The 21,810-nt window shown below is 72.1% G+C and carries 16 protein-coding genes; 7 read left to right on the top strand and 9 right to left on the bottom strand.

Going from position 1 to position 21,810, the window contains the following annotated elements:
- The first annotated feature begins 401 nt into the window (after positions 1-401).
- Positions 402-3,923 carry a LamG domain-containing protein gene (locus POL25_RS26670; RefSeq protein ID WP_272089022.1) on the top strand — a complete coding sequence of 1,174 codons (3,522 nt, stop codon included), beginning with the start codon at positions 402-404 and terminating at the stop codon, positions 3,921-3,923.
- A 36-nt stretch (positions 3,924-3,959) separates the two neighbouring features.
- Here POL25_RS26670 and POL25_RS26665 read toward each other — a convergent pair whose 3' ends face one another.
- On the bottom strand, positions 3,960-5,072 hold the full coding sequence (locus tag POL25_RS26665; protein ID WP_272089021.1) for a vWA domain-containing protein: 1,113 nt from the start codon (positions 5,070-5,072) through the stop codon (positions 3,960-3,962).
- Positions 5,073-5,574: 502 nt separating this feature from the next.
- Between POL25_RS26665 and POL25_RS26660 the strand changes: the two genes are divergently transcribed.
- Positions 5,575-5,991: a Rid family hydrolase gene (locus POL25_RS26660; RefSeq protein ID WP_272089020.1), complete on the top strand. Its 417-nt coding sequence runs from the start codon at positions 5,575-5,577 to the stop codon at positions 5,989-5,991.
- A 56-nt stretch (positions 5,992-6,047) separates the two neighbouring features.
- Here the strand turns inward: POL25_RS26660 and POL25_RS26655 are convergent, their stop codons facing one another.
- The 4 genes from POL25_RS26655 to POL25_RS26640 all read right to left on the bottom strand — a co-directional run bounded on the left by POL25_RS26655 (position 6,048) and on the right by POL25_RS26640 (position 10,836).
- Positions 6,048-7,262, bottom strand: coding sequence for a PAS domain-containing protein (locus POL25_RS26655; RefSeq protein WP_272089019.1), 1,215 nt, complete (start codon positions 7,260-7,262; stop codon positions 6,048-6,050).
- Positions 7,263-7,395: 133 nt separating this feature from the next.
- Positions 7,396-9,195 (bottom strand): acyl-CoA dehydrogenase, encoded by a 1,800-nt coding sequence (locus POL25_RS26650; protein WP_272089018.1) that lies wholly within the window; start codon positions 9,193-9,195, stop codon positions 7,396-7,398.
- A 34-nt stretch (positions 9,196-9,229) separates the two neighbouring features.
- Positions 9,230-10,381, bottom strand: a complete 1,152-nt coding sequence (locus tag POL25_RS26645; RefSeq protein WP_272089017.1) for a phytochelatin synthase family protein — start codon at positions 10,379-10,381, stop codon at positions 9,230-9,232.
- The gene (locus tag POL25_RS26640) at positions 10,378-10,836 is read right to left on the bottom strand and encodes an SRPBCC domain-containing protein (RefSeq protein WP_272089016.1); all 459 of its coding nucleotides are present in this window, start codon (positions 10,834-10,836) and stop codon (positions 10,378-10,380) included. The genes POL25_RS26645 and POL25_RS26640 overlap by 4 nt, the downstream gene beginning before the upstream one ends.
- Before the next feature lie 193 nt (positions 10,837-11,029).
- Between POL25_RS26640 and POL25_RS26635 the strand changes: the two genes are divergently transcribed.
- The 5 genes from POL25_RS26635 to POL25_RS26615 all read left to right on the top strand — a co-directional run bounded on the left by POL25_RS26635 (position 11,030) and on the right by POL25_RS26615 (position 15,158).
- Positions 11,030-11,653, top strand: a complete 624-nt coding sequence (locus POL25_RS26635) for a TetR/AcrR family transcriptional regulator (RefSeq protein WP_272089015.1) — start codon at positions 11,030-11,032, stop codon at positions 11,651-11,653.
- Positions 11,650-12,390, top strand: coding sequence for an ABC transporter ATP-binding protein (locus POL25_RS26630; RefSeq protein WP_272089013.1), 741 nt, complete (start codon positions 11,650-11,652; stop codon positions 12,388-12,390). Before POL25_RS26635 ends, POL25_RS26630 begins: the two co-directional genes overlap by 4 nt.
- Positions 12,387-13,154 carry a hypothetical protein gene (locus POL25_RS26625; RefSeq protein WP_272089012.1) on the top strand — a complete coding sequence of 256 codons (768 nt, stop codon included), beginning with the start codon at positions 12,387-12,389 and terminating at the stop codon, positions 13,152-13,154. Before POL25_RS26630 ends, POL25_RS26625 begins: the two co-directional genes overlap by 4 nt.
- A 2-nt stretch (positions 13,155-13,156) precedes the next feature.
- The gene (locus tag POL25_RS26620) at positions 13,157-13,948 is read left to right on the top strand and encodes a hypothetical protein (RefSeq protein WP_272089011.1); all 792 of its coding nucleotides are present in this window, start codon (positions 13,157-13,159) and stop codon (positions 13,946-13,948) included.
- A gap of 259 nt (positions 13,949-14,207) precedes the next feature.
- The gene (locus POL25_RS26615) at positions 14,208-15,158 is read left to right on the top strand and encodes an NADP-dependent oxidoreductase (protein ID WP_272089010.1); all 951 of its coding nucleotides are present in this window, start codon (positions 14,208-14,210) and stop codon (positions 15,156-15,158) included.
- A gap of 9 nt (positions 15,159-15,167) precedes the next feature.
- Here POL25_RS26615 and POL25_RS26610 read toward each other — a convergent pair whose 3' ends face one another.
- From POL25_RS26610 to POL25_RS26595, 4 genes are all read right to left on the bottom strand, one after another.
- Positions 15,168-15,887, bottom strand: a complete 720-nt coding sequence (locus POL25_RS26610) for a helix-turn-helix transcriptional regulator (protein ID WP_272089009.1) — start codon at positions 15,885-15,887, stop codon at positions 15,168-15,170.
- A 221-nt stretch (positions 15,888-16,108) separates the two neighbouring features.
- Positions 16,109-17,596, bottom strand: a complete 1,488-nt coding sequence (locus tag POL25_RS26605) for an alpha/beta hydrolase family protein (protein ID WP_272089008.1) — start codon at positions 17,594-17,596, stop codon at positions 16,109-16,111.
- Positions 17,597-17,694: 98 nt separating this feature from the next.
- Positions 17,695-18,666 (bottom strand): ADYC domain-containing protein, encoded by a 972-nt coding sequence (locus POL25_RS26600; protein WP_272089007.1) that lies wholly within the window; start codon positions 18,664-18,666, stop codon positions 17,695-17,697.
- Positions 18,667-19,088: 422 nt separating this feature from the next.
- The gene (locus POL25_RS26595; RefSeq protein WP_272089006.1) at positions 19,089-21,809 is read right to left on the bottom strand and encodes a serine/threonine-protein kinase; all 2,721 of its coding nucleotides are present in this window, start codon (positions 21,807-21,809) and stop codon (positions 19,089-19,091) included.
- Position 21,810: the final 1 nt, after the last annotated feature.

The following is a 21,810-nucleotide window of genomic DNA, read 5'->3' as shown; positions in this document are numbered from 1 at the left end:
ACGAGCTCGCGGCGGACCACGCGCGGTCGCCGATCGCGGAGCGGGGCGGCGGGGTCCGGGCAGCGGGGTCGACACGCCGACCCGGCCGGGAGAAGAGCTTCGCCGAGCCGAGGGCGGCCGTCGCGGTGAGTTTGTGGCTGGCGCAAGGGACATGTCGATTCGAACATGTCCCGAGAGCGTGGTGACGGTCGGCCTCAGGGGCGTTCCCCCCGGCTCCGCTGGAATCACCGCGTCCGTGACCGCGCGTCGGAGCCGTGATTGCGCATTGTGGAGGGAGCATGGAGCGCGATCGTGGGCCGGCTGTGCGCATTGTGGAGGAAGGATGGAGCGCCGAGGAATGGGCCGACGCGGCGGCGGCGAACCGGCTAGACCTGGCGACGGTTGGAACGGAGGAGTCGACGATGAAGGTGATGGATGTGGCGGCGAAGGGGTATATCGACATTCCCGGGGTCTCGGCGGCAGAGGCGGGCGCGGGGTTCAGCATTCAGATGTGGGTCCGGCCGACGGGCAAGGGCGGGCAGGTGTGGTATTGGGGCGAGGGCGGGCCGCTCCTGGTGATGACGGCGAACGGGGCGCTCGAGCTGCGCGTGGGCGTGCTCAAGCTGGTGGCGCCGGGGGCGATGACGGCGGGCCGGTGGACCCACGTCGCGGTCGAGTTCGCGGCCGACGGGACGGCGGCGATCTTCGTCGACGGGCCCCGGGCGGCGGTCGGGACGTTGCCGAAGCTCACGGCGACGCCGTCGATCCGGCTCGCCGATCCGGGCTCGCCCGGGTTCACGCTGGCCGACGTGCGCTTGCTGGCGCGGGTGCGCACGGCGGAGGAGCGAGCGCCGGGGGCCGCGCCGCAGGGGCCGCTGGCGCATTACGCCGGGCTGCTCGAAGGGGCCGCGGTGCGCGACGCGGGGCCGCTGCAGCGGCACGGGCAATTGGTGGGCGCGGGTCAGACGAGCGAGAGCGCCGAGCTCGACGCGCTGCGCAGCGCGAGCCCGGGCGCGCTGGTGTGGGACGAGAAGGGTGATCATGCCGAGCTGCCGGCGGTGACGGCGGATTTCACCGGGGGGATCGCGGTCGAGGCGTGGGTCCGGCCGCGGAAGGATCGGCCGGGCATGTCGCTGCTGGCGCTCGGCGGGCCGGAGCATTTCCAGGTCTCGCTGGAGCCGGAAAAGGGGCTGGTGCGCGTCGATTTCGTGGCGAAGGTCGGGTCGTCGCGGATCGAGGTGCCCGGGGCGGTGCGCGGGGACGAATGGCAGCACCTGTGCGTGTCGGTCGACGGCGGCGGAATGTGCAGAGTGTTCGTCGACGGCCGGGTCGTCCACGAGCAGCAGGCGGCGCCGCTGGCGGCTGCGCGCGAAGGGGGGCGCAGGGGCGGCGCGATCGGCAAGGATTTCCTGGGCGAGCTCGCCGAGCTGCGGGTGTGGCAGGGCGGGCGCTCGCTCGAGGAAGTACGCGCGCTGCGGCTGCGCCGGGCTCGCGGCGACGAGCCGCAGCTGGTGCTCTGCTATCACTTCGACACGCTGGCCGAGGGCCTGGCGATCGACGCGGCGCCGCGACGCCTGCACGCGCGGCCGAGGGGCAGGTTGACGCAGGGCGACGGCGAGGGCCTGCCGCTGCGGGCGCTGCACGACGCGCGGCGGGTCCACGTGCGCGCGGCCGGCAAGCTGCTGCTCGATGAATTGCCGGTGTCGCTGTTCCCCAACAAGACGATCGACGTCGGCTTCGGCATCGGGGAGATCGATCTCAAGGTGCCGACGGCGGGGGAGTACGGGACGGTCAAGGGCTCGCTGGTCCGCTGCGCGGTGTACGAGGTGGCGATCGAGCCGCGCGGCGCCGGCGGGAGCAAGCTCGCGGGCGAGGTCGAGGTCCGCGTCGACGCGCCGGTGACGGTGGTCCGCAGCGACGGCGGCAAGCTGCGGATCGAGGCGTGGAAGCCGGACGTGACCATGAGGGTCCGCGTCAGCGACGGCGGGCGGGCGCGCGTGCGGGTGCTGGCGGCCAAGTCGCTCGATTGCCCGACGCTGCGGATCCGCGCAGCCGGGATGGACGCCGATTGCTGGACGATCGTGCGACCGGCCGATGCGGCGCAGCAGCAGCTGGCGCGCCTCAGCGTGGCGGCGCTGAAGCAGCCGCCGCCCGGCAAGTCACCGGTGCTGAAGAGCAGCATGGGGAAGGACGCCAGCGAGGCGGTGACCCAGTTCATGCGCGATGCCGCGGGCGCGCTGCCGACCGGGGCGCCGGCGTCGATCCAGACAGGGCAGAAGGTGTCGTGGAACGAGGTCTGGGGCGTGGTCGAGGAGGCGGGCGCGGCGGTCGGCTCCGCGGTCGTCGACCTCGGCGGCGACGTGGCGAAGCTGACGATCTCGGCGGCCGAGGACGCGGCCAAGCTGGCGAACAAGGCCGCAGGGGCGGCGGTGCGGGCCGGCGAGCAGGCGATCCGCAGCTGCATCCTCGATGCGCGCGACCTGGCGATCGACGGCACGAAGACGACGTGGGGCGCGGTGATGGTGGTCGGCGAGCGAGTCGTCGACGGCTCGAAGCAGATGTTCCGCACGATCGTGGCGGGTGCGCTCGAGGTCGCTGGCGCGATCGAGGCGTTCTTGCAGCGCATCGGCGCGGCGCTGCGCGACTTCATCGAGTTCCTGGCGATGCTCTTCAATTGGGACAAGTTCCTCGCCAAGTCCGACGAGCTGTACGAGCTGGCGAAGCAGCAGTTTGCCAAAGTAGGCGGCTACGCGGAGCAGATCCGCGACATCCCGGCGCTGCTCGACGAGCTGGTGGCGCGGCCGGTGCGGTCGGGGCTGTCCGGCAATTCGCTCGGTCGGGCGTTCGGCGTCGGCGGGTTCGAGATGCCCGATTTCGATGAGCTCAAATGGCTGGTCGACGTGATCGAGGAGGCGTTCACCGGCTCGGGGCCGAAGCTCGCGGACGACCCGAAGGGCAAGCAGGGGCCGACGCAGCTCGACGAGACGACGACCGCGGCGGAGCGCGAGGCGACCACGGCGGCGCTGCCGAAGGCGCTGCTCGAGGGGCGCGACGTGCTCGCCACGCCGATGGACGCGCTGCTCGACCTGCCGCCCAAGATGTGGGCGGCGGGCCGCTCGGTGACGACGGAGACGGCGGGGTGGATCGCCGATCGCACCGCCGACCTCGGCGGGATGGCCCGCAGCACGTTGACGTCGCGCCTGACGGTCCCGTACCTGACCGAGGTGATCGAGGTGGCGATCCTGCGCGGGCGCAAGCTCGACATGCTGCGGCTGATCGCGCTGGTGGGGGCGGTGCCGGCGGTGCTGACGGGCGGCGGCCACAAGTCGACCGGGTCGCAGCAGAAATCGACGAGGTCGCAGGCAGAGGAGGCGATCCGCTGGACGCAGTTCGGCATCAGCCTCGTCAATTCGGCGCTGTTCATCGCCCGCAGCGCGAGCGAGTGGTCCGGTGATTTCGTCAGCGTGTGGACGTTCAGCGCGATCGGGGGGGCGACGTCGGTGGTCGCGGCGGCGTTCGACATCGGCGCGGCGGCGGCGTTCGAGGACGCGGAGACGCGGTGGTTCGGCGTCACGCACGGGGTGCTGGCGCTGTGCGGCGGGCTGTGGATGGTCGGCTCGACCGCGTGGGCGATCAGCTGGCCCGAAGGCGTGGCGGTGATCGCGGCCATCGACGCGGTGGTCGAGGTCGTGATCGGCAGCGGCGAGCTGGCGACGGCGATCGTCGTGTTCGCCCAGGGCGAGCTGGCGGGCGACGAGTTCTGGGCGCAGATCGGCTTCCGCATGGCGAATTGGAGCCTGCGCGGGCTCTACCGCCTGCTCGACGGGGTCGACAACAGCCGGATCCAGGCCGCCAACGCGCTGACGACCAGCTGCGCGGTGGCGATCCTGGCCTGCGACCTGACGGAGATGGGCTACGGCCTCGCCGACACGGCGATGGGTTGAGCGCGGTCGGGCCGACGCGCGGCCCGGCGGCGCGCGTCAGCCCGGGGGCATGAAGTTCTCGCAGGCCTCGTCGATGAGGCCGATCGCCTGCGAGAAGAACTGCTTGTACGACGGGGCGCAGATCTGGCCGACGAAGCCGTTGGTGAACATCTCGGTGAATTGCACGATGCGCGACGACAGCTCGGCGCCGGTGATGCCGCCGTTGCACTTGTCGAGCGCGGGGCAGGTCGGATTGACGGGGCCGATCAGCGACAGGACGACGATGTTGGTCTCGACATTGCCCTTGGCGGCGACCAGGCCGGTGTACCAATCGCCCGGTTCGCCGGGCGAGCCCGACTGCGGCAATTGCTGGCAGGCCTGGACCTCGTGGTCGTCCTCCTCGTCGGTGATGAGCACGACGACCAGCAGCGCGTCCTCGCGGATGAAGCCGTCGTTGCACGCGCCGGGGCCGTTGAACTGCGGCTGGACCGCCTGCAGCATGGCGTACATCGGCTGCTCGTTGCCGTCGCCGCCGGTGCCGACCTGGCCGGCGCAGGCGAACTTGGACCCGAGGTCGTCGGTCTCGCTCATCCAGTTCTTGCCGCCGGCGTAGGGGGTGCAGGTGGCGTTGCTCGAGCTGGCGCCGCCGGTGCGATTGATGAGACCGCCGTACATCTGGCAGCCGGCGCCGTTATAGACGTTGCTGTCGCTGCTGACGACGCCGACGTGGTAGCTGTCGGTGTTCATCAATTGGGTCTGCATCTCCGACACGAAGTCGGGGAAGCTGTTGACGAGGTTGATCTGCTCGTCGGCCATGCTGCCGCTGTTGTCGATGACGAACAGCAGGTCGACCTTCTTGCAGCCGGTGTCGACCGGGGGCAGGCCGCCGTCGGGCGCCTCGCCGATGTCGAACTTGGGCGCGGAACCGCTGTCGTCGGTAGTCGCGGGCTCGCTCGGGTTGGCGTCGGTGACGCCGGTGGTGGTGGTCGGATTCGTGCCCGTGCCGTCGGTGCCGCCGGTGGTCGAGGTGTCGCCTGGCAGGGTCAGGTTGCTGAGCCCGCCCAGGGTCGGCCCCGCGCTGGCATTGGTGCCTCCGCCGCCGCCGTCGTCGCTGCACGCGGAGAGACAAGGGACGCCGAGCGTGATGAGGGTCAGGGCGAGGGCGCGCATGAAGAATCACGGTACTACCAGGAGCCAAGCGCTTGCAAGCGGGGTCCCCCGCGCGGCGGCGACAGCGTCCCGGAGGTCACGCGCGGACGCCCGACCCCGATCGTGGCCGCGGTGGCCGGGTGGCGAGCAATCCGTGGAGCGCTGCACGAACTCGGCTGCGGCGGTCCGTGCGCGTCGCCAGCACCGGCGGGCGCGGGCGCGCGGCGCGATCGGACGGGTCGGCGGAGAGACTTCCACTATAGGCATTAGGCTCTGAATCATCACAGGGACGCGCATGAGATTTTCCGCCGTCGATACGTGAGACGTTTGATTCATGCAAGGACGTGCTGTGCAGTATGCGGCCGGCCGCGCGGGGGGAGCTGGCGGACAGCTGTCATTGAGCTCTGCGGACAGCTGTCATTGGCGCCGACGTGCGGTGATGTCGGTACGATGATTTGTGGTCGTGGGCGCCGATGGGGACTGGGTTCGGCGCGGGGTTCTTGCTAAGACGGGCGCGACTCTCATGGCGCTGCAAAAGACCGCGTACCCGTACGCCAAGGGCCCCGATTTCAGCCGGCTGTTCAGCTGGGGCATGAACCTCAAGAACGTCTCCGACCTGTACCTCGCGTCGGGCATCGGGGCGCACGACGCCGACGGCGTGATCCAGTTCCCCGGCGACGCCGTGGCGCAGACGCGGTTCATCTTTCAGCAGGTGCCGGGGTTCCTCGCCGGCGCCGGCTACGGGGTCGGCGACATCGTGCGCATCGAGTACACCTTCACGCGCGCGGTCCCGCGGGCCTCGTTCGACGCCATCTTCGCGGTGATCGCCGAGTTCCTGGCCGGCGAGGTGACGAAGCCGACCGCGGGCACGCTGCGGGTGGTCGAGGCGCTGTCGATCGACCACATGCTGGTCGAGTACGAGCTGTGGTGCGCCCGCTGAGGCGGGCCGTGTGAAAAAATAAAAGATGTCCCGCGGGACAGGTCCGGCGCGTCGCCTCAGCGGCGGCGCTTGCGGGCCATCGCCAGGGTGACCTGAATGGCGTCTTGCAGGGTGCCCAGGACCATGAGCGAGCCGTCCAGCTGCATGCCGTGGTCGACCAGGGCGGCTGCGGTGGCCGGCTGGATGCCGGTGAGGACCGTGCGGGCGCCGATCAGCGTGACGGCCTCGACCAGCTGAATGATGTGACCGGCCGGGGTCGCATCGACGGCGCGCAGGCCGGTGAGGTCGAGGATGATCACGCGGGTCTGGTGGCGGACGATCGCGTCGAGCGCCGACTCGCGCACGTGCAGCGAGCGCGCCTCGTCGAGCGTGCCGATCAGCGGCAGCATCAGCACGCCAGGGGCCAGCGGCAGCACCTGCGCCGACATCTCGGCGATGAGCTCGGCCTGCTGCTGGCGGATGACCTTGTCCTGCTGCTCGCGCTCGCGGATCGCGGTGCGCAGGCGGGTGACGTCGCGGACCTGGGTGGCCTGGGCGCCGCGTCCGCCGGCGGCGCCGGGGATCGCGAACATGGTCAGCTCGAGGTCGACGCGCGCGCCGTCGAGGCGCATGAACTCGGTGGTGCCGGGCACGATGTCGAGGAGCATCGACGCCGCGTCCTCGGCGGTGGCGTCGGGCGGGAGGGCGAGGATCCGCCGCAGCGCGGGGTTGCAGAACATCGGCGCGGTCGGGGTGTTGGGGCGCACCAGCACGCCGTCGGGCGAGTGGTGGACCAGCGCCTCGAACACGCGCACGGCCTCCTCGGCGCGCTTGCGTTCGGTGACGTCGATGGCGACGCCGCCGATGCCGCCGGAGTGGCCGTCGGGGTCGTCGTCGCGGCCGAGCGGGAAGATGTGCTCGAGGAACACCCGCTCGCGGTCGTCGATCGGGATCTCGAACTCGCTGACGCTCGGCGTGCCGGTGCGGATCACCTCGTCCATCACCTGCTGGATCTCCGCGGCCACCGATCCGTCGAGCAGGTCCGCCTCGAGCTTGCCGACTACCTGCTCCGGGGTGCGCCCGAGCAGCGTCGCGTGCAGGCGATTGCTGAGGGTGAAGCGGCCCTCGAGGTCCTTGGCGTACAGCACCATCGGCGCGTACTCGGCGAGCGCGCGCAGCAGCGAGGCGGTGCGCGACAGCTGCCGGCGCTGCTCGGCGTGGGCCTGCTGCAGCGACGCGTTGGCGGCGCGCAACGCTGCGATCTCGGCCACGAGTTGCTGGACGGTGGGCATGCTCGAGTTCGCGGGGGCAGTGTGCCGCGGGGCCCCGAGCTTGTCACCGTCCGCGCCCGTGCGCGTGAGTCGGCGCGCATAGGCAACGGAGTGTCGGGCCGGCCCTCAGGCGGACGCGTCGCGCGTGGGCGCGCTAGAACCATTCCGGACGGGTGTTCGCGTACGAGTCCTCCTCGTCGCGACACAGGCGCACGAGCGGGGCGACCCGCGGCAGCTCGGTGCGCAGCCAGTACTGGGCGGCCTGCAGCTTGCCGAGATAGAACGCGTTGTCTGCTGGCGACGACGGCCCCTGAGACAGGGCTCTGCGCGCCGCGGTGGCCTGGCGCAACCATTGCCAGGCGACGGTCACGGTCATGAAGATGTCGAGGACGTCATGGCTGTGGCGGAGCATCCGCTCGGGGTCGGCGGAGTGACGGCCTGCGAGCTCGGCGATCAGGGCCACGGCGGCGCCGGCAGCCTCTTGCATAGCGACGACGTCGGCGAGCTCCACGCCGGCCGCCTGCGCTTGCGAACATGTCTGCAAGATCTCTCGACCGAGCGCCTGCAGGGCTCCAGGAGCCAGCGCGCGGCGTCCGAGCAGGTCGAGCCCGTGGATGGTCGTCGTGCCCTCGTGGATGCTGTTGAGCTTCTGGTCGCGCAGCCACGCCTCCGGCAGGTACTCGCTCGAATAGCCGTAGCCGCCGTGGATCTGCAGCGCCAGCGCGTTGCTGTCGTAGCCGCGCTCGGCGGCGAAGCTCTTGGCGATCGGCGTCAGCAGATCGAGCAGCAGGGCCGACCGGCGGCGCTCGTCCTCGTCGTCGCCGTGGTGGGCGACGTCGGCGAGCCGCGCGGTCGCCAGCAGCAGCGACAGGCCGCCCTCGACGATCGCCTTTTGGCGCAGCAGCATGCGCCGGACGTCGGCGTGCTCGATGATCGGCACCGCCGGGCCGTGCGGGTCGCGGCGACCGGCGGCGCGGCCCTGGCGGCGCTCGCGGGCGTAGGCCAGCGATTCGTGGTAGGCGACCGCCGCGGTCGCCACGCCGTTGAGGCCGACCATCAGGCGGGCCTCGTTCATCATCTGGAACATGTACGAAAGGCCATGTCCGGGGATTCCGACCAACTCGCCGCGACAGCCGCCGCGCTCGCCGAAGTTGATGACGAGGCTCGGCAGGCCGCGCCAGCCGATCTTGTGGATCATGCCGGCGGTGCTGACGTCGTTGTCGACCAGGCCGCCTTCGCCGGGGTAAAGGCGCGGGATGGCGAACAGCGAGATGCCCTTGATCCCGGCCGGGGCGCCGTCGATGCGGGCGAGCGTCAAGTGGACGATGTTGTCGGCGATGTCGTGGTCGCCGCCGGAGATGAAGATCTTGCCGCCCTCGATCGCGTAGGTGCCGTCGTCGCGGAGGACCGCGCGGGTGCGGATGTCGCCCAGGCTGCTGCCGGCCTGCGGCTCGGTCAGCGCCATCGTGCCGGTCCACTCGCCGGCGTACATGCGCCGCATGTACCTGTCCTTCAGGTCATCCGAGCCGAACGCCTCGATCAGGTGGGCGGCGCCGGCGGTGAGGCCGGCGTAGCAGTAGGCGCCGAGGTTGGCGGCCATCAGGTAGGCCTCGGCCATCGAGGCGATCGTGCGCGGCAGCTGCTGGCCGCCGACGTCGAGCGGCCGCGAGGCCGTGATGACGCCGAGCTCGCACAGCCGCGGCCAGATCGATCGCATGCGCGGGTGGACGTGGATCCGCCCGCCGGTGAAGCTCGGGGCCGCCTCGTCCATAGGCCGGTAAGCCGGGTAGAGCACGTCGCGCGCGAGGCTGCGGGCGTTGGCGAGGAAGAGGTCGAAGGTGTCGCGGTCGTGGTCGGCGAAGGCCGGCAGGCGCAGCAAGGCGGCGGCGTCGTGCACTTCGTAGAGCTGGAAGGCGACGTCGCGGTCGGACAGGAGCGGGTTTCCGGCGGTCACGCGCGGCAGGATAGCGCAGGCCGGGGCCCATGAATCATTCGCAGCAGTCGCCGCAGGCCGGGCGGCGGGCCAGGGCGCCGAGGTCGGCGAGCTGGCGGCAGACGTGCTCGGCTTCGATGCGCACGGGCGGCGGCAGGCGCTCGAGGTCGAGCAGCGGCTGCAGCTCGGCGCGGGCCTCGGCGGTCAGGCCGGACCAGGCCTCGGCGGGCAGCGCGAGCAGCAGCAGGGTGACGGCGTCGGCCGGCCACGGCGGGCCGAGGGCTTCGACGCGGGCGTGCAGCGGCAGGCCGCGGAGGGCCGCCAGCAGGGCCTCGGCTTCACCTGTCTGTTCGGACAGGACCAGCGGGCGCCGCTCGATGGTGAGGGGCAGGCCGGGCAGGGCCGAGCCGAGCGCGCGCAAGACGGAATCGAGGTCGGGCGCGGAGGCGGTGGCGAGGGCCGTGGTGACGGCGGCGAGGGCCGCGGCGAACGCCTCGTAGCCGCCGCCGGCGACGCAGCGGGCCGTGAACAGGAGGCTCGGCGGGCGGGCGTTGCGGCGCAGGGTGACCCATCCGCGCGGGCGGCCGGTCGCGGGGTCGGGCGCCTGCGTGGCCGCGTAGAGGGCGGGCACGGGGACCCAGTGCGGCGGGTACTTGAAGCGGGCCACGTCGAGCACGAGGGCGTGATCGCTGGCGGGGTCGTAGCCGCCGATCGGCGAGAAGTGGCCGGCGCCGGTCTGGCCGAGCGCGCTGCGGTCGTAGCTGACGACGAGGGCCGGATCGACGACGCTGCGCGCGGCGGCCTCGATCGCGGCGCGGAATTCGAGGAGCGAGGACGCATCAGGGCGGTGGACCTCGGCGGCGGCGCCGTTGCAGCGGGCCAGGCAGGCGAACTCGTCGAGGGTGATGCCGACGGCGCGCACGCGCTCGAGCGGGCTGCAACAGTCGAGCAATTCCTCGCTGAACCACCGCCATGGTCCGCGCCACAGCCGGCCCGGGTCGACGCCGAGGGCGTTGAGGGCGACGACGAGGGTGCCGAGGCCGCAGAAGGCCGGATCGGCCTGGGTGTGGAACTGTTCAATGAGCGGGAAGAACGACTCGAGCCCGCCAGCCGCGCGCGCCGCGTCGAACAGGGCCCTGCCCGCGGGCGAGGCGAAGGCGACGAGCTCGCGCGGCAGCGGCCGGCGGTAGAGGCTGGGGGCGGTCATGGTTCGACCAGCGCTGCCAGTCGGGCCATGGATTCGCGCCAGCCGGTGGCGTTGTCGGCCGGGGCCACGCCGGGCGGGAGGTCGGCGTGGGTGGCCCGCAGATCGGTGCCGCCGTCCCCCGCGTCGGTGAGGGTGGTGGTGATCGTCATCGTGCCCTGCAGCGAGGGATCGGTGGTCTCGAACTCGAGCGATTCGACGATCTTCCGCCCGGGCACGAGCTCGACGAAGCGCCCGTGATAGGTGTCGGTATGGGCGGAGGTCTTGCCGGCCTGGCCTTCCGCGTCGTAGGTGAGCGAGACGCGGAAGGCGCCGCCCTCGCGCGGCTCGAAGCTGTGCACGCGGCTCGTCATGCCCGGCGGGACGCGCCACCGGGCGACGGCGTCGGCGTCGAGGAGGGCGCGATAGACGGCCGCGCGCGGGGCCCGGATGTGAAACGTGATCTCGGTCGTGCTCACGCGCGATACGTAGCACGGGCAAAGGGAGCGGGCGAATGGTGGGAGTCGAGAATGGGGGGAGGAGGGGCCGAGGCGGGGCGATTTTGCTCATGATGACGTCCTCAAAATGACTGGTTTGACTCTGGCAGTCATTTAAGCCAGGATGATTTTCATGGCAGCGCGCGACCCGACAAGGCGGCGGAGGATCCTCGACGTGGCGAAGCGGCAGTTCACCGAGCGGGGCTTCAAGGGCACCACGCTCGACGCGGTGGCCGAGGAGGCGCGGTGCGCCAAGGGGGCGCTCTACCTCGAGTTCGCCGACAAGGAGACGCTGCTGCGCGCGGTGGTCGACGAGACGTTCACGGCGATCCGGCGCAGCTTCGCGGCCGAGGTGCTGGCGATCGCGTCGCCGCTGCAGCGGCTCGGCGAGACGCTGCGGTTCGCCTATCGCCAGTACGCCCGCGAGCCGCTGTTCGGCCGGCTGATGCGCGAGGACCCGGAATTGCGGGCGCTCGGCATCGGCTCGCACGAGGACGACGGGCGGGCCGCGCGGGCGCAGCTCGAGCAAATCCGGGGTTGGGTCGACGAGGGCGTCGCGCTCGGGGAGATCCGCGCCGACGTCGACCGCGAGACGGTGCCGTTCGCGCTCGGCGTGCTGCGCTCGGCGCCGCAGCAGCTCGTGCTGACCAGCGGGCTCGTGAGCGTGTCGCAGGAGCGCGTGCTCGAGGGGCTGGTGCAGCTGTTCCTCGCGGGCCTGGCCGCGCCGCCGAAGTCGGCGGCGAAGCCGGGGCCCGCGGTCAAGGCGACGAGACGCAAACAGGCGAGGAGGCAGTCATGAGTGGCAGTGCGATCTTGGTCGAGGCGCTGGGCAAGCGCTTCGGGGCGATGCAGGCGGTCGACGGCGTCAGCTTTTCCGTCGAGCCGGGCGAGATCTTCGGGTTCATGGGCCACAACGGCGCGGGCAAGACGACGACGCTGCGCATGTTGCTGGGATTGACGCGGCCGACCGGCGGGCGGGCCGCGGTGCTCGGCCACGACGTCGTGGCCGCGACGCTCGAGGTGCGGCGCGTGTGCGGCTATTTGCCGGCCTCGTACGCGCTGCCGCCGGACATGACGCCGCGCGAGTTCCTGCAGTACGTGGCGGCGATGTTCGCCATCCCGCGGGCGACCGCGCGGGCCCGCGGCGAGGCGCTGCTGCGGCGCTTCGGCCTCGAGGCCGTGGCCGACCGCAAGCTGCGCGGGTTCTCGACCGGGATGACGCAGAAGGTCGGGCTGGCGCAGGCGCTCATCAACGAGCCGCGGGTGCTGCTGCTCGACGAGCCGACCTCGGGCCTCGACCCGCTCGGCCGCCACGAGCTGCTCGAGCACCTGCGCGCGCTGGCGCAGCAGCAGGGGGTCACGGTGATGTTCTCGTCGCACATCCTGTCAGACGTCGAGACGCTGTGCCGCCGGGTCGCGGCGATGCACCACGCGCGGCTGATCGCCTGCGGCGAGATCGCGGCGCTGAAGCGCGAGCACGGGGCGACGACGATGGACGAGCTCTACCTCGAGCTGGTGCGGAGGCACGCGTCATGACCCGCCTGCAATGGCTCGATTACCGCGCGGCGCTGGGCGAGCGCAAGACGTACGTGGCGGCGGCGCTGATGATCTACGCGGTGCTGGCGGTCCCGCTGCTGCTGGCCGAGCCGCCGCCGCACGTGCGCGAGGTGATCGCGGCGTGGCTCGCCGACGAGGATCCGTTCGCGCTGTTCATGTTCGTGTGGATCGATCTGGTGATGAACAAGGTGATCGCGTTCGTCCCGGTGATCCTGGCCAGCGGGGTGGTGCTGCGCGAGCGCGACACGCGGGTGCTGGGGCTGCTGGCGGCCAAGCCGCTGACGCTGGGGCGCTACTTCGTGATCCGCACGGTGTCGGCGTGCGCGGTGATGCTGACGCTCTACGCGGTGACGCAGGTGCCGGCGGTGGCGTGGTTTCACGGCCAGATCGCGGGCTTCCGCGCGGGCACGTTCCTGGCGGCGATGGGCCTGCACGCGTGCGCGGCGGTGTTCGCCACCGCGTTCGCGGCGACGGTGATGGTGGCAGTGGGCCGGCGCGGGGCGGGCGCGCTGGTGGCGTGGATGCTGCTCGGGGTGATGGTCGGGCTGGCGCTGGTCGGGTTCTACCAGCCGGACTGGTACGCGCTGACGCTGGCCAATCCGCTGACGCTGGGGACGCTGGCGATGGGGAACTTGCAGCAGTTGAGCCCGGCGGTGCTGCTGCCGCCGATGCTGGCGCTGCTGGCATGGACCGCGGTGACGATCGCGGCGGGCGCGAGGCTCGTGCGAAAAATGGAGGTGTGACCGTGGTGGCTTCGACGCTCGATTTCTGCGGCCACGTGCGCCGCGAGTGGCAGTTCGCGCCGCGCCGCGGGCCGCTGATCATGATGCTGGTGGGGATCGGCGGCGTGGTGTTCACGCACCAATTGCTGCCGCTGCTCCCGGAGCGGGCGATCGGGTTCATGCGCGCGGGCTTCGCCCTCGAGGACATGGCCGCGGTGCTGGCGCTCAACGACCTGATGGCGGTGTACTTCCCGACCTTCTTCGTCGGCCTGGCAGGCTCGCTCGGGGTGGTGCTGCTGGCGCGCGAGGAGCATCGCCTCGAGCTGCTGCTGGCCAAGCCGGTGCGCGCGGCGGCGCTGGTGGCGGCCCGCGCGACGCCGGTGCTGGGGTGGACGGCGGCGGTCGGGGTGGTCAGCTCCGCGGCGATGGCGGCGGCGATCGCGAGCGACAGCGAGGCCGGCAGCAGCGTGACGCCGGCGGGGACGTTCGGCAGCGGGCTGTTCCTCACCGCGGTGGTGGTGGTGCTGCTGGCGGCGCTGCAGCTGGTGTTCGTGAAGATCCGCGATCCGTTCGCCGGCCTGCTGGTGGCGTGCGCGGCGTGGTTCGGGACTTCGATGCCGACGGCCGTGCTGCTGTATCGGCCCGACGCGTTCGCCAGGCACCCGCTGGCCCTGAGCCTGGTGATGCCGAACCTGCTGTGGCACGACGCGACGATGGCGTGGCTCGGGCCGCTGTCGCTGCTGATCGCGCTGCCGCTGGCGGTGGCGCTGGTGCTGGCGGCGGGCGCGTGGCTCGAGCGGTCCGATGCGCTTTGATGTGTCTTTGAGGTCATGTTCAAAAGGATATGTCTTCCGGGACATGTTAGAGGCTCGCCGTCGCCCCGCTGCGCGCGCCTCCGCCGCGGCGGTGCGCTGCGGGTCTCGCCCCTCGCCCGCGCGCGAGGGACGAGTTCGGCGGCGTCTCGACGATGCGCGCGTCGGATGCGTCGGACGTCGCCCAGGCGAAGCGTGAGGGTCGCGCGCGAGAGGGCCGCGCGGCTTGTCGCGGCGGCAGCGGGGGACTATCACCTTTCGCATGAGAGCAATCGTCGTCGAAGAGTTCGGTGGACCGGAGGTCCTGAAGATCGTCACGTTGCCGTCGCCGCAGCCGGGGGCGAACGAGGTCCGGATCCGCGTGCGGGCGGCCGCGGTCAATCCGACCGACGTGCTGCTGCGCTCGGGGGAGATCGCGCGGCTGCTGCCGAACGTGCCGCCGCCGCCGTACATCCCGGGGATGGACGCAGCCGGGATCATCGATGCGGTCGGACCGGGCGGCGACGGCCGGCTGAAGGTCGGCGACGAGGTCATCGCGGTCGTCTCGTACCTCGGGCCGCACAAGGGGGCGTACGCGGAGCAGATCGTGGCGCCGGCGGCGTCGGTGGTGCCAGTGCCGAAGGGCAGCGACCTGCCGGCCGCTTCGACGCTGCTGATGAACGCGCTGACGGTGCGGCTGGGGCTCGACGCGCTGGCGCTGCAGCCGGGGCAGACAGTGGCGGTGACGGGCGCGGCGGGGGCGGTCGGCGGCTACGCGATCGAGCTGGCCAAGGCCGACGGGCTGCGGGTGATCGCCGACGCGTCGCCGGCCGATCGCGCGCTGGTCGAGCGCCTCGGGGCCGATGTCATCGTCGAGCGCGGCGACGATCTGGCGCGACGGTTCCGCGAGGTCGCGCCGGGAGGCGTGGACGCGGTGATCGACGCGGCGCTGCTTCACGAGCAGATCCTGCCGGCGATCCGCGACGGCGGCGGGATCGTGACGGTGCGCGGGTGGAGCGGGCCGACCGAGCGCGGCATCGTCGCGCACCCGGTGCTCGTCAGCACGGGGCTGACCGACACGGCGAAGATCGATCGCCTGCGCCAGCAAGTCGAGGACGGGCAGCTGACGCTGCGCGTGGCGAAGGTGCTGCCGGCCGCGGAGGTGGCGGAGGCGCATCGCCTGCTCGAGGCGGGCGGCGTGCGCGGGCGGCTGGTGCTCGACTTCGGGGCGTGACGCCCGGGGCTACAGCTGGGCGAAGATGTCGCCCAGCGAGGCGACCATCGCCTCGGCCTTGCGCACGCGGAAGGTGGCGTCGGTGAGGTCCGCGGCCTCGATGCGATCGACGCGCAGGGCCCGGACGGCGCCGCGCAGGTGGTCCCAGACCAGCAGGTACCACGCGGGCCAGTTCAGCAGCAGGTAGTGCGGCTCGACGACGCGAATGGTGCAGCGCTGGCCGGCGCGGTAGGTCAGCTCGAGCGCGCGCTGATGGAAGAACGCCTCGTGGATCGGGCGCAGCACCGCGGGGCGCGGCGGCTTCCACGAGGCGGTGATGGCGGCCGAGGTGGGGCCGACGAGGATCCGACGACGCAAGCCGGCGATCCGGGCCCGCTCCTCGGGCGGGAAGGCGGCGGCGAGCTTCTGCCGCAGCCCGCCGAGGGTCGTCAGCAGCAGCGGCGAGCGCAGCCGCTCGGCGAGGGCCAGCGCGAGCAAGAGGTCGAGCAGCTCCTCGGCGCCGAGCTGCACGCGGCCGAGGCCCGAGCGCGCCGGCACCCGCACGCCGCCGCCGCGCCCGCGCTCGGCCTCGACGGCGACGCCGCGGGCCGCGAGGCGGACGAGGTCGCGCCGCACGGTGCGGACGCAGACGCCGAGCTCGTCGGCCAGCTCGCGCGCCGTCCACGAGGGCCGGGAGGCGAGCAGGCCGAGAGTGCGGTCGAGGCGGTCGGTGACGGGCTCGCGCGGCAAATGTGACCGATTCTGGCCGGGCGAGGCTGCTAACCCGGGCGATGGCAGGGCTCGCGGCGGGGAGCGAAGCGGGCGCGGGGCGTGGATGAGATGTCCCTCAGGACATGTGATGATGGATCACGGTAGGCCGAGCTCGAGCTGGGCGCTGGCAGGGCTCGCGGCCGGGAGCGAGCCGGCCGCGGGGCATGGATGAGATGTCCCTCAGGACATGTGATGATTCGTCACGGCGGGTCGGGCAGGCCGAGCTCGAGCTGGGCGCGCAGGCCGTCGGCGTCGAAGTCGGTGCCCCAGACCTGGTTGACGGCGCTCGCCAGCACTTCGGCGCCGGGCTGGAGCTGATTGGTCTCGGCGACCAATGTCTGCAGCCGCGGGTCGGCGAGCTCGCGCAGGCGCGGGACGATCCACGCCACGTCTTCGCCGGCCTGCTGGGCGGCGAGCACGAGCTCGAGGTGGAGGACCAGCGAGGGGCCGCTCGCCACGGAATAGACGGTCGGGGCCTCGGGGGGCGCGAGCGCGAGGACGAGGGCGGCGTAGGTGTAGATGAGCACGCTCGGGACCAGGCCCTCGGCGGCGAACGGGCCGTGGGTCATCGTCGCCGTCTTCGGATCGAGCGGGGTGGCGCGCGGCCAGTAGATCGGCTCGACGTTGGCGCACGCGGCCGCGAGGTCCTGCGTCTGCGTGACCGGGATGATCGCGTCCCAGCTGTCGTGGGGGACGACGAGGGTGCCGGGCAGGCCGGGGCACAGGCCGGAATGCATGTAGGGATTGGCGGCCGGGCCGGCGGGCGGGGTGCCGATCGTCGGCGCGGCGCGGCGCCAGTACGGCGAATAGAAGCCCGACACCATGGCGGGGTTGAGCGAGAGATTTAAAAAAGTGTCGGTCGACCAGGTCCATAGATCGGCGAAGTCCGAGGGGGCCGAGATCGGGACGACCATGCGCGGGGCGGCGTCGGCCGGGGCCTGGCTGGCGCCGAACAGCGCCATCATGCCGCCCCAGCTGGTGCCGAGCGCGCCGATTCGCTCGAGGTCGAGTTCGCCGGGGCGCGTGCGCGCGAACGCGTAGGGGGCGACCGCGTCGAGCACGTCGTCGGCGAGGTCGCCACCGGCGTAGAAGCGGCCGTAGGCGTGGATCACCGCGAAGCCGTTGAATGCCCACACCAGGTTGGAGCCGACGGCCTGGGCCGGGTCCTGCCATTGATAGGCGATCGTGTCTCCGGCGTCGGGGTCGGGGGCGTCGATGTCGGGGTGGGCGCCGTCGCCGAGCGCGGCCCAGCGCGCGTCGACCTCCTCGCCGGTCCAGTCGATGCCGGCGTAGGGCTGGGTCTGGATGACGAGCGGGGCGTTCGCGCCGGGGGCGTGCTGGTAGAGCAGGTAGGAGCGGCCACCATCAGGGCGATCGGCGCGGATGAACTCGACGGTGACCTGGGTGCTGTTGAGCGGGAAGGTCTGCTCGGCGAGGGTGACGAACTGCCATTCGCCGGCGGGCGCGGTGTCGCCGGTCGTGGCGTCGGTGGTGGTCGGCGCGGTGGTAGTCGACGCGGTGGTGGTGCTCGCGTCGGTGGGCGTGGTCGGATCGCCGGTCGAGCTCGACGGGTCCGTGCCCGCGCTGGCCGTGGGATCGGCAGGATCGCCGCCGCAACATGCGAGGGCGAGCGCGAGGGCGGGAGCAGGGCGGAGCCTGGAGAACGCAATGACAGCAGGGCGCTGCATGGGGCCCGACTCTACCGGGCTCGCCGGCGAGAGTCACGCAGCGCGGGGGCTCTGCATTCGCGCGCGGGTCACGGCGAGGCGATCTGCGCGCGCACGCGCTAGGGCTTGTGGAAGGACTTCCACTCCCACGCGCCGGTGAAGTCGAAGCCGGCGCAGCTCGGGATGGTGCACTCCGCCTCGACGTCCTGCCGGGGCCTGAGGCGCGGCTCCTCGAGGCACAGCGCGCCGTCCGGGCCCCACACGGCCTCGAGGTCGCCCGGCGTGGCGGCGGGCGTGACGCTGGCCGCCCGATTCTGCCAGTCGATGGCGACGCCCTGCTCGGTGAAGCTGTGGCCGGTGCCGCAGTAGTCGGCGGTGATCATCTTGAGGGTGGCGTCCTGCTGGGCGCGGGTGGCCGGGGCGCTGGTGCCGGGGAAGATGCGCGACTGACTGTAACCGAGCGACTTGGCCTTGAAGGCGGCCTCGCCGAGGCAGGCGAAGGTCACCCAGTCGGGATCGATGAGGTCGACGCGCCGGTCCTCGCGGTCGTAGGTCTGGCCGCGGATGAGGGTCAAGACGGGAGAGTCCGGGCTGGCGGCGAACTCCGGGCACTCGTTCCATTGACCCCAGACGCCGTCCTTCAGGCCATGGTAGGAGAGCGCGTAGGCTGTCAGCGGTTCGCCGTCGTCGGCGAGGGCCTCGATGTCGTCGGAATACCCCGAGATGGTGGCGATAAGTTCGTGGCCGTCCCGCTCCATCACGAGCTCCCAGCCGAGGAGGTCACTGCCGCTGGCGATGATGGAAGAGCCGTCGCGGGCGACCAACGCGTCGTCGATCGTGTCGAGCTGGAAGATCTGGCTGGAGGTTTCGAGGTGGCGCAGGCCGACCAGGGTCACGCCGGCGAAGTTCTCCTGGCCGTCGAGCGCGACCTCCGGGACCGGGGCGTGGTTGATGTCGGGTGAGTTGAGGGGGGTGGTGTCATTGGTGGTCCGGAACTGCAGGTCGTCTTCGCCGGGAATCTCGGTGCAGGCGACGGTGAGGGCGAGGAGGGCGAGCGGGACATGGCGAAAGTCGACTATGAACAGGGACATGGTGAGTTCTCCGAGATGACGAGGAGCGGTGGATTATTGATGCAGGGAGCCTGTGGAGCCGGATGGAGGACCCTGCGTGCCGCGACAATCTTCCATGATTTTCGAGTCACCGCACGACCTGCTCGTGTTTTCTGGAGCGATAGCGAATCCGCCAGTTGGATTGCGCGACGATGCGAGCCTTCGCGCATGGTCCGTTCAACCGCGCGGCCGTGAGCGCGAGCAGGAGAGGCGGGGCCGGACGAACGGTATGCCTGGTGTCGGTAATCGAACGACGTGATGCGCGACGCGCGGGATGCGAAGCGTCAGGGATGGAAGGGGCGTGGAGGTCGAGGACACGGGGAGGTGCGTCTGGCGAGGCTGATGAGCGTCGATCGTGGTCGCCGAGGGACTGCTCTCGCGCGAATGGGAACACCCGGCGGCGCTCAGGGCACGACCGCGCCGTGGGCTGCGAGGGTCGCCTGGGCTGATGCAGTCAACTGGGCGGCGCGCTCGTGGTCGGGCGTCTCGGCGGCCAGCAGGGCCCGCGCGAGCAGTGTCTGCGTCTCGGCGAGCAGCAGCGGCGTCAGCAGCTCGGGGCGGTCCACGAAGATGGCGTAGCCCGGCATGGCTTGCTCGAGCGCCTCGGTGGCCTCGGCGGGGCGGTCGAGCAGCAGCAGCGCACGGCCGCGGATCAGGTCGAGCTCGGCCAGCTCTGGGCGGATCCACGGGACCCCTTGCAGCGAATCGGGCCACCGGCGCGCCTGCTTCAGGTGCTCGAGCGCGGCGAGCGGGTGGCCCGAGTGCACGGCGATGAACGCCTGCGCCTTGGCCCGCAGGCTGGCGTCCTGGTCGGTGAAGGGCCGGGCGTGGCACGAGAGGCCTTGCTCCGCGCTGGCCAGGGCGCGCGTCGTCTCGCCGAGATACATCTGCAGGTGGACGAGGAGATTGAAGCACGACGCGCAGGTGGTGATCGTGCGGCCGTGGCCGCGGAGATACTCCGGACAAACCTCGTCGAGCTGCGCCGCACCCATCTTCAAATCGGGCTCGAACCTCGCGGCGGCCATCCGGGCGTCGAGGGTGACCAGGTGACGGGGTCCGAGGCGCTCGGCCAGCAGCGCCCTCGCGCGGTCGAGGCCGGCGTGCCGTTGCGCGGGAGCAGCGGTCATCACGGCCGCGTTGAAAAACACGTGGGCCAGCTCGATCGGGTCGGTGTGGGGCGCAGCCAGCATCTCCTCGACGGCGGATTTCATCGACAAGGTCGCCCGCTCTCGTTCGTGCGAGAGCGTCTGCACGACGCTGATATTGTTGTGCGCCAACCCGCGGGCGGCGTGCGGCTCCGGGGCCCGCGCGGCCATGGCGAGGGCCAACGGCGCGAGGCGCAGCATCTCCGCGGTGCGGCCGAGATGGACGCCGTCGACGAACAGCAGGCGTGCCATGGCTTCGGCGGCGAGGTCGTCACGGCGTGCTGCCACGGCCTGAACGAGCGCCTCGTCCAGCGCGGGACGGGCGAGCTCCCACTGTTGCGGGGTGAAGTGGATGCGGGCCTGGACCAGCAACGCCTCGGCGAGGATCGGTGCAAACTTGGCGCGGCGGGCCCGGGCGAGCGCGTCCTCGGCGAGGGCGCGGGCGCCTTCGAGGTCACCGGCGTCATGGCGCACGCGGGCGGTGATCAGCCGCGAGGCGACGGCCGCGACCTCGCCGGCGAGCGCGGGATCCTCGGGAACGGCAGCCTCACTGAGCACCACGGCCGGATCGGCGCAGGCGGAGATCGCCGGCATGCGGGCGATCAATTGCGCGGCGTCCGGAGGCTCCGCTTCGGCGCGACCAGGGCGGCCTGCGTCGACGTCGCCAGCCTCGCCGACGAGCAGGCGCGCGACGGCGGCGAGGGTCTGGCGGCGGCGATCGAGGCAGTGCATGCGGGCGTCGAGCAGCGCGCTCGACTGCTCGCCGCGGCGATGATCGAGGCAGGCGTCGCGGTGCGACGTCAGCCACTCGCCGGCGTAAGCGTCGAGGCCCGCGAGCACGAATCGCGGCAGCGCCGGGTCGGAGCTCGGTGTCAGCGCCTCGGCGACAGCCTGGCGGCGCAAGGGGTTCCAGGTGGGCGCCAGGGCCTCCGGGCCGCCGGCGCACGGCTCGGCCTCGCCGCTCAGCCACACGCCGGCGACCGCTGCGAGCAGGCCGGCCCCGACGAGACCGAGCAGCCAGCGCCGGCGCCTGCGGGCCGGATCGACGGTCAGCGCGGCCAGCAGCGCGTGCATGCTCGGGTGGCGCTGCTCGGGGTCGTAGGCCAGGCCGCGCTGCAGCAGCCGATTCAGTTCGGCGGGCACGCGGGAGCCCCGGGGCGGCGCCCGCAGCCGGCCGGCGCGGACCGCCGCGACGATCGCCTCGGGGCTGTCGCCGGCGAACGGTCGCTGCCTGTGCAGCGCCTCCCACAGCGCCACGCAGTAGCTGAACTGGTCGCTGCGGGCGTCGGCCGTGAGGCCGAGGTGCTGCTCGGGCGACATGTACCCGGGCGTGCCGAGGCGCGCGCCGGTGACGGTGAGCGAGTGGCCGAGGGCGCCGCGCGTCGAGGGCGAATTCACCGGCTCGTCGGGCAGCTCGTCGTGGAGGCGGACCAGCCCGAAGTCGGCGACCCGGGCCCGCCCGTCCTCGCCGAGCAGCACGTTCTCGGGCTTGAAGTCGCGGTGGACGAAGCCGGCGTCGTGGGCCGCGGCCAGGCCGCGACCGGCGTCGACGAAGGCGCGCAGCACCTCCACGAGCGGGCGCGGCTGGGTCAGCCAGGTCCGCAGGTCGACGCCGCGGACCAACTCCATGGCGATGAAGACCTGGCCGTCGATCGCCCCGGTGTCGTGGATCTGGACCACGTTGGGGTGCGAGAGGCGGGCCAGCGCGTGGGCCTCGCGCAGCATTCGCCCGGCCGAGCCGGCGTTGCCGTGCGCGCGCAGCAGCTTGAGCGCGACCTTGCGATCGAGGTCGGGGTCGTAGGCGGTGAGCACCACGCCCATGCCGCCGGCGCCGAGCTGACCGAGCACGTGATAGCGGCCGAGCTTGGCCGGCAGCGGGCCCACGCCGCCCAGGTTGCGAGCGGGCGCGGGAACCACGTCCTGCGTCACCTCGCCGTGCGAGGTGGACGTGCCTGTGACCGGGTTGTCCTCGTGGGCCATG

It is taken from the genome of Nannocystis bainbridge, assembly GCF_028368995.1.
GTDB lineage: Bacteria > Myxococcota_A > Polyangia > Nannocystales > Nannocystaceae > Nannocystis > Nannocystis bainbridge.
The sequence above is the reverse complement of the archived record's forward strand: the minus strand, read 5'-3'. Positions and strand labels throughout refer to the sequence as shown.